11 protein-coding genes and 1 pseudogene are annotated in these 12,823 nt (G+C 71.6%); 6 read left to right on the forward strand and 6 right to left on the reverse strand.

Annotated elements, in window-relative coordinates; all coding sequences use genetic code 11:
• Positions 1-184: 184 nt before the first annotated feature.
• The gene (locus ACFYYR_RS27200) at positions 185-637 is read left to right on the forward strand and encodes an SUKH-3 domain-containing protein (protein WP_388858891.1); all 453 of its coding nucleotides are present in this window, start codon (positions 185-187) and stop codon (positions 635-637) included.
• A gap of 42 nt (positions 638-679) precedes the next feature.
• Positions 680-1,126: an SUKH-3 domain-containing protein gene (locus ACFYYR_RS27205; protein ID WP_388858894.1), complete on the forward strand. Its 447-nt coding sequence runs from the start codon at positions 680-682 to the stop codon at positions 1,124-1,126.
• Between the two features lie 58 nt (positions 1,127-1,184).
• Here ACFYYR_RS27205 and ACFYYR_RS27210 read toward each other — a convergent pair.
• A pseudogene (locus ACFYYR_RS27210) lies at positions 1,185-1,643 on the reverse strand (Uma2 family endonuclease); the annotation flags it as partial.
• A 94-nt stretch (positions 1,644-1,737) separates the two neighbouring features.
• Between ACFYYR_RS27210 and ACFYYR_RS27215 the strand changes: the two are divergent.
• From ACFYYR_RS27215 to ACFYYR_RS27225, 3 genes are all read left to right on the forward strand, one after another.
• Positions 1,738-2,100, forward strand: coding sequence for a type II toxin-antitoxin system RelE/ParE family toxin (locus ACFYYR_RS27215; RefSeq protein WP_388858897.1), 363 nt, complete (start codon positions 1,738-1,740; stop codon positions 2,098-2,100).
• Positions 2,097-2,414 carry a helix-turn-helix transcriptional regulator gene (locus ACFYYR_RS27220; protein WP_351515524.1) on the forward strand — a complete coding sequence of 106 codons (318 nt, stop codon included), beginning with the start codon at positions 2,097-2,099 and terminating at the stop codon, positions 2,412-2,414. Before ACFYYR_RS27215 ends, ACFYYR_RS27220 begins: the two co-directional genes overlap by 4 nt.
• 109 nt (positions 2,415-2,523) lie before the next feature.
• Complete coding sequence (locus ACFYYR_RS27225; RefSeq protein ID WP_388858900.1) at positions 2,524-4,770, forward strand: thioredoxin domain-containing protein; 2,247 nt, start codon at positions 2,524-2,526, stop codon at positions 4,768-4,770.
• Between the two features lie 279 nt (positions 4,771-5,049).
• On the opposite strand, the gene ACFYYR_RS27230 is transcribed toward ACFYYR_RS27225, so the two are convergent.
• Entirely contained in the window at positions 5,050-5,688 is a 639-nt protein-coding gene (locus ACFYYR_RS27230; protein ID WP_388858903.1) for a TetR/AcrR family transcriptional regulator, read from the reverse strand.
• A 294-nt stretch (positions 5,689-5,982) separates the two neighbouring features.
• Entirely contained in the window at positions 5,983-6,738 is a 756-nt protein-coding gene (locus ACFYYR_RS27235) for a hemolysin III family protein (RefSeq protein ID WP_388858906.1), read from the reverse strand.
• A 280-nt stretch (positions 6,739-7,018) separates the two neighbouring features.
• Here ACFYYR_RS27235 and ACFYYR_RS27240 point away from each other — a divergent pair, with 280 nt between their 5' ends.
• Positions 7,019-8,839, forward strand: a complete 1,821-nt coding sequence (locus ACFYYR_RS27240; RefSeq protein WP_388858909.1) for a phosphoenolpyruvate carboxykinase (GTP) — start codon at positions 7,019-7,021, stop codon at positions 8,837-8,839.
• Positions 8,840-9,064: 225 nt separating this feature from the next.
• On the opposite strand, the gene ACFYYR_RS27245 is transcribed toward ACFYYR_RS27240, so the two are convergent.
• The 3 genes from ACFYYR_RS27245 to ACFYYR_RS27255 all read right to left on the reverse strand — a co-directional run bounded on the left by ACFYYR_RS27245 (position 9,065) and on the right by ACFYYR_RS27255 (position 12,815).
• A complete protein-coding gene (locus tag ACFYYR_RS27245; protein WP_388858912.1) occupies positions 9,065-9,502 on the reverse strand; it encodes a hypothetical protein in 438 nt (145 codons plus the stop codon).
• Between the two features lie 311 nt (positions 9,503-9,813).
• Positions 9,814-11,025, reverse strand: coding sequence for a pyridoxal phosphate-dependent aminotransferase (locus ACFYYR_RS27250; RefSeq protein WP_388858915.1), 1,212 nt, complete (start codon positions 11,023-11,025; stop codon positions 9,814-9,816).
• Positions 11,026-11,534: 509 nt separating this feature from the next.
• Positions 11,535-12,815, reverse strand: coding sequence for an amino acid deaminase (locus ACFYYR_RS27255; RefSeq protein WP_388858918.1), 1,281 nt, complete (start codon positions 12,813-12,815; stop codon positions 11,535-11,537).
• Positions 12,816-12,823 lie beyond the last annotated feature (8 nt).

Here is a 12,823-nt window from a genome sequence, read left to right on the forward strand (position 1 = left end):
GCGTACCTCGGCATGACGCCGGCCGGCGCCGTCTACGCCGGTATGACGGACGCATGCTTTCTGGGGGAAAGCGGCGACCAAGCCCTGGATGAGCTCGTAGGGCAAATCATGTAGCGCAAAGAATGCTCGTCGAGCCGCACTGGCGTACCGGCCTTGCGGCTCGGAATTGCGGGAGTGGGCCCCAGTGACGCAGCAGAGCGGATTCGGGCAGCGGTGGTCGAGGGAGACCGAGCGACTGCTACGGAAGGCGGGCTGGCGTCCGGGGCGTTCGGTGTCCACAGCGGAGTGGGAGCGGGGGCTGCAGGAGCACGACGGCTTCGAGATTCATCCAATGGCGCAGCGCTTCCTGGCGGAGTTCGGCGGACTGACTGTGACGCTGTGGTTCCCGGGCAGCGTCAAGCCGGTGCGGGTAGAGGTCAGCTTCGATCCCGCGCTGGCCAAGTGGGATCAGGAGATCTTCGAGGTGCTCAGCGAGCAGGCAGGCGCCGGACTTTACCCCCTTGGCATGACCAACAACCGCAACACATACCTTGGCATGGCGCCAACGGGTGAGGTCTACACCGGCATGGACGACGCGTACTTCCTGGCAGAAACCGGCGAGCAGGCGCTGGAGAAACTCCTCGATAGGACCCGTTAACGCACTGGTGCAGCGGATCCGGGAGACGGAGGCGGCACTAGGGTGCGGAACGGATCCAGGCCGCGGTGGTCGGCGAAGACCAACGGACTGCTGGAAGAGGCGGGTTGGTACCCAGGGCGTTCGGTGTCCACGGCGGAGTGGGAGCGCGGGCTGCGGGAGCGCGACGGCTTCGAGATTCATCCAATGGCGCAGCGCTTTCTGGCGGAGTTCGGCGGGCTGAATGTGACGCGGCTGTACGTCAGCACCTTCCTGGAGGAGCGGGCGGAGGTGATCCTCGACCCTGCGCTGGCGAAGGGGAACCGGGAGAGCTTTGAGGTGCTCAGCGCGGATGTCGGCGCCGAGCTCTACCCGCTCGGCATGACCGCCAATCGCAAGGCGTACCTCGGCATGACGCCGGCCGGCGCCGTCTACGCCGGTATGACGGACGCATGCTTTCTGGGGGAAAGCGGCGACCAAGCCCTGGATGAGCTCGTAGGACAAATCGCGTAGCGCAAAGAATGCTCGTCGAGCCGCACTGGTGCACCGGCCTTGCGGCTCGGAATTGCTGTCAGACGGTTCCCAAGTCGACGGTGACGGAGAAGGGCACGGCAGCCTTGATCACGCCGGTGAACATGTCGCCGTCCCGGTAGGCCTTGGTGGCGGGGTCGAGAACGTAGGTGTAGACGATGGGGACACCGGTGGCGGCCTGTTCGACCCGCCAGTAGAAGGGGATGCCGGCCTTGGCGTACTGGTCCACCTTCACGATCCGGTCGGTGGTCTCCGAGCCGGGCGACACGACCTCGACGACCAGCAGCAGATGTTCGGGGCGGGTGGGTGTGAGGTCGAGGGTCTCCGCCTGGTAGACGATGACGTCCGGGCGGCGGTTGGTGAGCGGAACGTCCTGCAGGCGGACGTGGAAGTCCGTGTCGGCGTTCCAGTCCGGGCCTGCGGCGGTGTCCAGGGCGTTGGCCAGGATCCGGGCCGGCCGGTTGTGCCGCTTGGACGCGTTCGGGCTCACGACGACCATCCGTCCACGATCTCACTGAGCGGTAGAGGTTGGTTCCGTCGGGCATGGGCATGGGCACGGGCGGTGGAGTATAGCGTTTGCTATACTCCACGGGGTGGATGCCGAATGGGAGATCTTCCTCGTCGACGAGGTGCGTGAGTGGATCGACTGCCTTGAGGGGCCAGCGCACGCCAGAGTGGTTCAGGCGCTGGATGCGCTGGCGGAGGGCGGGCCAGGGCTGGGACGTCCGCTGGTGGACACCATTCACGGCTCCTCGATGGCGAACCTGAAGGAATTGCGTCCCGGCACGGTGCGGATTCTGTTCGCTTTCGACCCGTGGCGTTGCACCATTCTGCTGGTGGCGGGGGACAAGGCGGGGCGGTGGAATGAGTGGTATCGGGAGGCCATTCCGCTGGCTGAAGAGCGTTACGAGATCTATGTGAAGGAACGAGCCCAGGAAGAAGGAGGGCGATCGTGAGCGGCTACACGCGTTGGCAGGACATCCGCGCTGAGAATGTTGCCCGCGCCGGCGGTGAGGAGGCGGTGCGGGAAGGTAAGGAGGAACTCCTCGCGGAGATGACCGGGCGCCGTTTGGCGGAGCTGCGACGGGCCCGCGGGCTCACCCAGCAGGACGTGGCTGATCGTATGGGTGTCACCAAGGGGCGCGTGTCGCAGATCGAGCGGGGGCACGTTTCGGGGCAGGACGTTCTCGCGCGGTTCGCCGTCGCGCTCGGCGGACGTCTTCACCAGGCCATCTACTTCGACGATGGTGACATCGCTGCCATCGCCTGAGCCGGGCCTGTGCCGTGTGACGATGCCCGGCAAGTGCAGTTCGGCCGAGCGGGGCGGAGCCCGCGCGGGCCTGGCTGACGAGGTGGGGCATTGTGAGAGGCTGGCTCGTATGAACCGGCTGGCTGGCGTGACCTCGCCCTATCTGCTTCAGCACGCTGACAATCCGGTCGACTGGTGGCCCTGGACGCCGGAGGCTTTCGAGGAAGCGCGGCGGCGCGATGTGCCCGTTCTGCTGTCGGTCGGTTACTCCGCGTGCCACTGGTGTCATGTGATGGCCCACGAGTCCTTCGAGGACGAGGCGACCGCCGCCCAGCTCAACGAGCACTTCGTGGCGGTCAAGGTGGACCGCGAGGAGCGGCCGGATGTGGACGCCGTCTACATGGAGGCGGTGCAGGCGGCCACCGGGCAGGGCGGCTGGCCGATGACGGTCTTCCTCACCCCGGACGCCGCGCCCTTCTACTTCGGTACGTACTTCCCGCCCGAGCCGCGCCACGGGATGCCGTCCTTCCGGCAGGTCCTGGAGGGCGTGCGGGCCGCGTGGGACGAGCGCCGTGACGAGGTCGGGGAGGTCGCCGGGAAGATCGTCCGGGATCTCGCCTCCCGCTCCCTGTCGCTCGGTTCCGCGGGGGCCCGGCCGCCTTCCGAGGAGGATCTGCACGCGGCTCTCCTCGGCCTCACCCGCGAGTACGACGCCTCGTACGGAGGGTTCGGCGGGGCCCCGAAGTTCCCGCCGTCGATGGTGATCGAGTTCCTGCTGCGGCATCACGCGCGGACCGGCTCCGAGGGCGCCCTCCAGATGGCCCGGGACACCTGCGGGGCCATGGCGCGCGGCGGGATCTACGACCAACTCGGGGGCGGCTTCGCGCGCTACGCCGTGGACCGTACGTTCACGGTGCCGCACTTCGAGAAGATGCTCTGGGACAACGCCCTGCTGTGCCGGGCGTACGCCCATCTGTGGCGCGCCACGGGGTCCGCCCTCGCGCGCCGGGTGGCGCTGGAGACCGCGGACTTCCTGGTGCGCGAACTGCGCACGTCCGAGGGCGGATTCGCCTCGGCGCTCGATGCCGACAGCCCCGCGTTCGAGGGCGAGGGCGCCGGCTCCGGCCGGCATGTCGAGGGCGCCTACTACGTGTGGACGCCGGAGCAGCTGCGCGCCGTGCTGGGGGAGGAGGACGGCCGGTGGGCCGCCGAGGCCTTCGGGGTCACCGAGGAGGGCAGCTTCGAGGAGGGCGCCTCGGTGCTCCGGCTCCCCGCCGACGGTCCCGGACTCCCGGGCGACGACGTCGTGGAGAGCGGCGTCGTGGAGAGCGGTGCCGGGGAGAGCGACGCCGTGGGGCGGCCCGGAGGCGCCGCCGCACAGAGCATGGAGGCGGAGCCGGACGCGGCGACGGAGCAGGCAGCGGGCACCGGGCGGACTGCGGACACAGGGCAGGCCGGGGGCCCAGAGCAGGCCGCGGACGCCGAGCGGATGCGGTCGGTCCGGGAGCGGCTGCTGGCCGCCCGGGAGCAGCGCCCGCGCCCCGGCCGCGACGACAAGATCGTCGCCGCGTGGAACGGCCTGACCGTCGCCGCGCTCGCGGAGACCGGCGCCTACTTCGGCCGGCCCGACCTGGTCGAGGCCGCCCTCGACGCCGCGGACCTGCTGGTCCGGGTGCACATGGATCAGCAGGGCCGGCTCTTCCGCACCTCGCGCGACGGCGCGGCGGGCCACGCCGGAGTTCTGGAGGACTACGCCGATGTCGCCGAGGGCTTCCTCGCGCTGTACTCGGTCACCGGCGAGGGCGTCTGGGTGGAGTTCGCGGGGCTGCTGCTGGACACCGTGCTCCGCCATTTCACCGCCGAGGACGGCTCGTTGTACGACACCCCGGACGACGGGGAGCCGCTGATCCGCAGGCCGCAGGACCCGACCGACAACGCCCACCCCTCGGGCTGGTCGGCGGCGGCCGGGGCGCTGCTCGGCTACGCCGCGCTCACCGGCAGCTCCCGCCACCGCGAGGCGGCCGAACGGGCCCTGGGCGTCGTGGGCGCGCTGGCGGCACGCGCGCCCCGCTTCATCGGCTGGGGGCTGGCGGTGGCCGAGGCCGCGCTGGACGGGCCGCGCGAGGTGGCCGTGGCCGGCCCGGAGGCGGACCCGGCGACGGCGGCGCTGCACCGTACGGCTCTGCTCGGCACGGCCCCCGGCGCGGTCGTCGCGGTGGGCGCACCCGCGGCGGCGGAGGCGGACGTTCCGCTGCTGCGCGACCGCCCGCTGGTGGACGGCCGCCCGGCCGCGTACGTCTGCCGCCACTTCACCTGTGACGCGCCGACGGCCGAGCCGTCGGAGCTGGCGCGGCGGGTCGGCACCCGGGCCGGCTGAATCCGGCCTCCCGGGGCGGCGGGTCGGGTGCTTGGGGCGGTGGAGTCCGGCCTCCCGTGTCGGAGGTCGGGACCCGGGCCGGCTGAGTCCGGCCTCCCGGGGCCGGCATCGGCCCGGGGCGCACCGGGACCGCGGACCGGCCCGATCCGGCCGGACGAGCGCCGCCTCATCGCGAGGGGTGCGCTCCGCGGGCGAGAGGTGCCCGCGGACGCCCCGGCCCGGTCCCGGAGCCATGGGGAGTGGTGCGCTCCGTCGGCGGGAGGTGCCCGCCGGGCCGGGTCAGACGGTGAAGCCGTGGGTGAGGGCGGTCATGGTGTGGTCCATGACGTCCTCCAGGTTCCCGTCGAGGCCCCCCTCGGCCCAGTGCAGCAGCGTCTCGTGGAGGGCGCCGAGCACCGCCGCGGCGAACACCCGGAGGTCCAGGTCGTCGGCCGGGCGCCCGGTGCGCTCCGCGAGGATCCGGCACAGCAGGCGCGCGGTGTCCGCCTGCCGCTCCCACATGCGGGCCCGCAGCGCCGGTACCCGGAGTACCAGGCCGGCCCGGAGAACGACCTCTTCGCGACGGTCGGCGAGCAACAGGCGCAGCGTCCCGACCACGACGTGCCGTACGGAGGTGAGGGGCGGCTCGTCCTCCGGCCGGGCGCGGAGCGCGCTCTCCAGCAGGGGGTCGTACTCGTCCGTGAGGACGATGTCCTCCTTGGTGGGGAAGTAGCGGAAGACCGTGCTGAGGGAGACCTCGGCCGCCTCCGCGATCCGCTCCACCGGGGTGGCGTCGTACCCCTTCTCCTCGAAGAGCCGGCAGGCGGCCCGACGGATCGCCTGCCGGGTTCTGATCTTCTTCCGTTCACGCAGACCGAGTTGGGCGACGGGAGCGCCGGAGGGGGAGACGGCGGTGCGCGCGGAGACCATGCGGATCATTGTCGGGGATCGGAGATCGGCGGGACCACGACAGCGGTTCGGCCACGGCGCGTGCGCCGCCGGGAACGCCCCCGTCCCCGGCCGGAATCCGCCGTCGCGGCGCGCCGTCGACCACGCCCCGGGCATGCGAAAAGGCCGCGGCCTCCGGGGCCACGGCCAGGGGAGAACGGGGGACGGGGACGGAGCGGGGGACGGGACGCGAGCGGGGTACAGGGGCAGCGGCAGGCGACAGCGGGACCGGAGCCGGAGCGGGAACCGGGAAGAAGGAGCCGGAAGAAGGACGCCGCCGGCAGCTCAGCCGTGCTGGTACGCCACCAGGGAGATGCCGACGTAGTGCACGACGAACGCCGCGAGGGTGAAGGAGTGGAACACCTCGTGGAAGCCGAACCAGCGGGGTGACGGGTTCGGGCGCTTGATGCCGTAGACCACGCCGCCGACGCTGTAGAGCACCCCGCCGACGATCACGCAGACGAGCACGGCGATGCCCCCGGTGCGCATGAAGTCCGGGAGGAAGAAGACGGCGGCCCAGCCCATCGCGATGTAGCAGGGGGTGTAGAGCCAGCGCGGCGCACCGACCCAGAACACCCGGAAAGCTATGCCGGCGATGGCGGCGGCCCACACCGCCCACAGCAGCGCCTGCCCCCGGCCGCCCGGGATCAGCAGCATGGTGAGCGGGGTGTAGGTGCCCGCGATGATCAGGAAGATGTTGGCGTGGTCGAGGCGGCGCAGCACCGCCGTGACCCGCGGGCTCCAACTGCCGCGGTGGTAGAGCGCGCTGACGCCGAACAGCAGACAGGCGGTCAGGGTGTAGATCGCGCAGGCGATCCGGCCGCGGGTGCTGTCGGCGAGCGCCGTCAGGAAGATCCCGGAGACCAGCGCCGCCGGGAACATGCCCGCGTGCAGCCAGCCGCGCAGATGCGGCTTGACCTGGTCCGGGAGGTGCAGTGTCCCTGTTCCGGAGGGCCGGGGCCCGTTCTCCGGGGAGCCGTCCGGGGGCGTGAGGTCGTCGTGCGCGGCGTCGGACGCGGCGTCGTGGGCGGCGGCAGTCATGGCCGCCATGCTAGCTACGCCACCGTAAGTACCGCCGGTCCGTCGAGTGGTGATGCTCACGAAATCGCCCCCTGGACAGATTCGCCCCGGGGTCGGATGATCAAATGAGTGCGGTCGGCACCGGATGAGCGGTCACGAAGCATCCGGGTCGCGGCCCCCACGGGGCAACTACTTCATCAGCGGACTCCCTGGACATCCTGTACGGCGGATTTCGGGCCGGGCCCGTTCAACCCTCAATCAGTGACGCCGGAGCTGGCGGTTCCGGCGGGACGGAGCGATCGTGGCGCGCAGCAATGCGGCTCCCACCACCCTCACCAACCACCAGGAGCTGATCTCCTGGGTCGACGAGATCGCGGCACTCACCGAGCCTGCCGAGGTCGTGTGGTGCGACGGTTCCGAGGCCGAGTACGAGCGCCTCTGCGAGGGGCTCGTCGAGAAGGGGACCTTCCGGAAGCTCGACCCGGTCAAGCGCCCCAACTCGTACTACGCCGCCTCCGACCCGAGCGATGTGGCACGTGTGGAGGACCGCACCTTCATCTGCTCCGAGAAGGAGGCGGACGCGGGCCCGACCAACCACTGGAAGCACCCCGACGAGATGCGCGAGATCTTCGCCGGGGACCAGGGCATCTTCCGTGGCTCGATGCGGGGCCGGACGATGTACGTCGTGCCGTTCTGCATGGGTCCGCTGGGTTCGCCGCTGTCCGCCATCGGTGTCGAGATCACCGACTCCGCCTACGTGGCCGTCGCCATGCGCACCATGACCCGCATGGGGCAGCCCGTCCTCGACGAGCTGGGCACCGACGGTTTCTTCGTCAAGGCCGTCCACACCCTGGGGGCGCCGCTGGAGCCCGGCCAGGCCGACGTGCCGTGGCCCTGCAACAGCACCAAGTACATCTCGCACTTCCCGGAGTCCCGCGAGATCTGGTCCTTCGGCTCGGGCTACGGCGGCAACGCCCTGCTCGGCAAGAAGTGCTACGCGCTGCGCATCGCCTCCGTCATGGCCCGCGACGAGGGCTGGCTGGCCGAGCACATGCTGATCCTCAAACTCACCCCGCCGCGGGGCGAGTCGAAGTACGTGGCCGCCGCGTTCCCGTCCGCCTGCGGCAAGACCAACCTCGCCATGCTCGAGCCGACGATCCCCGGCTGGACCGTCGAGACCATCGGTGACGACATCGCCTGGATGCGCTTCGGGGAGGACGGCCGGCTCTACGCGATCAACCCCGAGGCCGGGTTCTTCGGCGTCGCGCCCGGCACCGGCGAGCACACCAACGCCAACGCCATGAAGACCATGTGGGGCAACTCGGTCTTCACCAACGTCGCGCTCACCGACGACGGCGACGTGTGGTGGGAGGGCATGACCGAGGAGCTGCCCGCCCACCTCACCGACTGGAAGGGCAACGACTGGACGCCGGCCTCGCAGACGCCGGCGGCCCACCCGAACGCCCGGTTCACCGTCCCGGCCGGCCAGTGCCCGATCATCGCGCCCGAGTGGGAGGACCCCAAGGGCGTGCCGATCTCCGCGATCCTCTTCGGCGGCCGCCGCGCGAGCGCGGTGCCGCTGGTGACCGAGTCCTTCGACTGGCAGCACGGTGTCTTCCTGGGGGCCAACGTCGCCTCCGAGAAGACGGCCGCCGCCGAGGGCAAGGTCGGCGAGCTGCGCCGCGACCCGTTCGCCATGCTGCCGTTCTGCGGCTACAACATGGGCGACTACATGGGGCACTGGGTCGAGGTCGGCAAGGACAAGGACGCGTCCAAGCTGCCGAAGATCTACTACGTGAACTGGTTCCGCAAGGACGCCGACGGCCGGTTCGTGTGGCCGGGCTTCGGCGAGAACAGCCGCGTACTCAAGTGGATCGTCGAGCGGCTCGACGGCTCGGCCGAGGGCGTCGAGACGCCGATCGGCATCCTGCCGACGAAGGAGGCCCTGGACACCGAGGGCCTCGACCTCGGCGACGCCGACCTCGACTTCCTGCTCACCGTCGACAAGGACGTGTGGCGCGAGGAGGCGGCCCTGGTGCCCGAGCACCTCAACACCTTCGGCGACCACACGCCGAAGGAGCTGTGGGACGAGTACCGCGCTCTCGTCCAGCGTCTCGGCTGACCCGGGCCTGCGTCCGGACGGTGCCCCGGGCCTCCCCGGCCCGGGCGCACCCGCATCCCGGGCCCCCGGGAGCGGATCCCGACAGCGCTCGATGCCCCCGTTCCGCCGGAGATCCGGTGGGGCGGGGGCATCGTGGTGTCCGGGCGGACTGCCGTCGGTTGCGCGCTGAGTGCACCTCCGTCCGGTCGGCCGCCGTCCGTCGGCCGGAAGCCAGTGGGCCGGAAGTCAGTGGGCCGCCGACAGGGCCGCCGAGGAGACGTCGAGCGCGGCGGCGTGGGCGTCCATCCGCTCGGCGGCCAGGATCGCCGCGGCCGTGTCCGCGCGGGACGCCGCGACCACCAGCGCCCGGCCGGCCAGCGCGTGCGCCCGGCGGTGCAGGGTGTCCGCACGGGCCGCGCCCGCGCCCGGCGCGGTCGAACGCACCGGGCGTCGCCCTCGCCGCAGCCGCGCGACCTGCTCCGCTATCCGGTCGGCAGCGGGGTCGAGCTCGGATCCGGGCCCGCCGCCGGCACCGGCGGGCAGGGCGCGCAACTCGTCGGTCACCGCCAGCAGAGCCGCCAAGTGCCCGGCGAGCTGGATGTCCAGCTCCTCGCCGCGGGAGCGGTGCGGGAACTCCGGCTCGGCCATGGTGTGGACCGACTTGGTGCGGATCGGTTCGTACATGGTGGCCTCCAGCCAGGTCTAGGAGCCCATCCTAACTTGGATCCAGTCTAAAGTTCACCGGGATCTGCTCTCCGGATCTTCTCGGCTCCCCGGATGCCCCGGCCTCCGCCACGGACCGCCGACGCATGACCGGAGCGCGCGGGACTCCGGGACAGGAAGGGTACTGGCGTGGAGGAGAGCCGTATCCGACCGGGAAACGAGAATCCGAAGGCCACTACTGCCGCCGCCCACCGGAAAGCCGGATGCCGGGGCACACAGGTCGTGCCCCGGCATCCGGGAGGTGTGTGGGCCGGCGGGGCCGGCCCGGCGTGTCACGGCTGGCCGTAGCCGTCCAGGAAGCGGCCGATCCGGTTCACCGCGTCCGCCAGGTCGTCCTTGTGCGGCAGCGTGACCAGCCGGAAGTGGTCGGGCTCCGGCCAGTTGAAGCCGGTGCCGTGGACGATCATGATCTTCTCGGCGCGCAGCAGATCGAGCACCATCTGCCGGTCGTCCTTGATCTTGTAGACGTCCGGGTCGAGCCGGGGGAACGCGTACAGCGCGCCCTTGGGCTTCACGCAGGTCACGCCCGGGATCGAGGTCAGCAGCTCGTACGCCGTGTCGCGCTGCTCCAGCAGCCGCCCGCCCGGCAGCACCAGATCGTTGATCGACTGCCGGCCGCCCAGGGCCACCGCCACCGCGTGCTGAGCCGGAACGTTCGCGCACAGCCGCATGTTGGCGAGGATCGTCAGGCCCTCCATGTAACTGGAGGCGTGGTCCTTCGGGCCGCAGACCGCGAGCCAGCCGCTGCGGTACCCCGCCACCCGGTAGGCCTTCGACAGGCCGTTGAAGGTGAGGGTCAGCAGGTCGGGGGCGATGGCGGCGGTCGGGGTGTGGACGGTGCCGTCGTAGAGGATCTTGTCGTAGATCTCGTCGGAGCAGACGATCAGCTGGTGCCGGCGGGCGATCTCGGTGATGCCGGTCAGCAGCGCCTCGTCGTACACCGCGCCCGTCGGGTTGTTCGGGTTGATCACGACGATCGCCTTGGTGCGGTCGGTGATCCGGCGCTCGATGTCCGCGAGGTCCGGCATCCAGTCGGACTGCTCGTCGCAGCGGTAGTGCACGGCGGTGCCGCCGGAGAGGGAGACGGCGGCGGTCCACAGCGGGTAGTCGGGGGCCGGTACCAGCACCTCGTCGCCGTCGTCGAGCAGCGCCTGCATCGACATCTGGATCAGCTCGGAGGCGCCGTTGCCGAGGTAGACGTCCTCGACGTCCAGCTCGATGCCCTTGGTCTGGTAGTGCTGGACGACCGCGCGGCGGGCGGCGGGGAGGCCCTTGGCGTCGCCGTAGCCGTGGGCGCTGCCGAGCGAGCGCAGCATGTCCTCGAGGATCTCCGGCGGGCACTCGAAACCGAAGGGTGCCGGGTTGCCGGTGTTCAGCTTGAGGATCTGGTGACCTGCTGCCTCCAGCCGCATTGCCTCCTCGAGGACCGGGCCACGGATCTCGTAGCAGACATTGGCGAGCTTCGTTGACTGGATCACCTGCATGCCCGCCACCATACGGGCGTACGGCGCGGGCGGCGCGGTGTTTTCGGCCACCGGAACGGGCCGGTGGCCGCCCCGGCGGACCGTGGATCACCGGGGCCGCGGCGGTCCGTGACCGGAGCCCCCGACGGCCGTGGCTCGCTCCCGCTCGCGGACCGTCTTCGATGACAAAGCGGCCGTGGATCCGGACGTGCGGAATCCCGGTCGGAACGGCCGGTGCGGCTTCGAAAGTGGAGTCGGGCTCGCCCCGCTCCCGCCGCCGGTCCACCCGCCGGGAGCCCGCGCCACCTGCGGAAAGGGGGCGCGGGCGGGCCCGGCGGCCGGCCGTCCGGGTGCGGGGTGAGATGCGCCACGCACTGCTCCGGTGGGAGTACGTGCGGGCCGGCCCGGGCCCGCGGCCGGGGCTGTGCCGGGACGCCTCCGCCCGCGCCGTTGCCTCGGGACGCGGACCGCCCGCGCCTCCGGTGACGCGGGCGGCCCTGGAAGAGCGGCCCTAGAAGACAGGGGCTGCCCTAGAAGAAGGTGCGGACGAAGTCCGTGACCGTGCCGTCCTCCGTCACCACCGGGATCAGCTGCCACTTGTCGAACACCGTGCACGGGTGGGACAGGCCCAGCGCGACCCAGTCGCCGACCTCCAGCTCCGCACCGTCGGCGACCTTCACCCAGGCGTGCTGGTCGGACAGCCCGGTGACCGAGAGGCCGTCCGCCGGGCGTTCGGCTCCGTCGCGCGCCGACCGTACGGTCTGCGGCACCGGGAGGTGCAGGTCGTACGCGGCGTCCCGCTTGCCCGCGTTCAGGAAGGCCTGGCCGGGCTCGGGGCGGGAGACGACCTGGGCCCACAGCCGGAACGCGGGGATCAGCGCGCCCTCCTCCGGCACCCGGTTGAACGGGGTCAGCCGCCGGTAGTGCACGTCGTCGTGCGAGACGTAGGCGCCGGAGCGCAGCAGCCTCAGCACCGGCCGGGAGAGCTCCGGCACCTCGGCGAAGACTTCCGCCACCGCGTCGAACCAGGCGCTGCCGCCCGCGCTCAGCACGATCTCGTCGACCTCCGCGAAGCGGCCCTCGGCGTCGAACGCGGTGGTGATCGCGACGAGCCGGCGCAGCCAGGCCGTCACCCGCTCGCTGTCCGGCCGAGGCACCTCGCCCTCGTAGCCCGCGACACCGACCAGCCGCAGCGTCCGGGCGGCCGCGACCGCGTCGGCGACGGCGGTGCAGTCGGCCTCGGTCCGGGCGCCGGTGCGGGCCCCGTCGCCGGCGCCCAGTTCGATCACGACCTCGACCGGCCGCCGGGCCCGGGCGTCGCGCAGGGCGGCGTCCATCAGCTCGACGCCCCGCACCGAGTCGGCGTAGACGACGCAGCGGAAGCCGGGGTCGGCGTCCAGTTCGCCGCTGAGCCAGCGCAGCGCGGCGGGGTCGACGAGCTGGTTGCCGAGGAAGATCCGCTGGATCCCGAAGGCGCGGTAGACGCGCATCTGGGCGGGCGTGGCGGCCGTGATGCCCCAGGCGCCGCGCTCCAGCTGACGCTCGAACAGCTGCGGTGCCATGGAGGTCTTGCCGTGCGGGGCGAAGGCCAGCCCGTGCTCGGTGGAGTAGCGCTCCATCTGGGCGAGGTTGTGCTCCAGGGCCTCGGCCGACAGCGTGAGCACGGGAGTGAGGAAGCCACCGGTGAACAGGGAGCGGCGCTCGGCCGCCAGGGCCCCGACGGTCAGCCCCTCGGCGTCCGGCGGGAGACCCTTGAAGCGGTGGTCGACCCGCTCGTGCGCCAGCCGGGCGACGGCGTTGTCGGCGGCCATGGAGCCTC

The organism is Streptomyces sp. NPDC001922, assembly GCF_042891165.1.
In the GTDB taxonomy this organism is placed as follows: domain Bacteria; phylum Actinomycetota; class Actinomycetes; order Streptomycetales; family Streptomycetaceae; genus Streptomyces.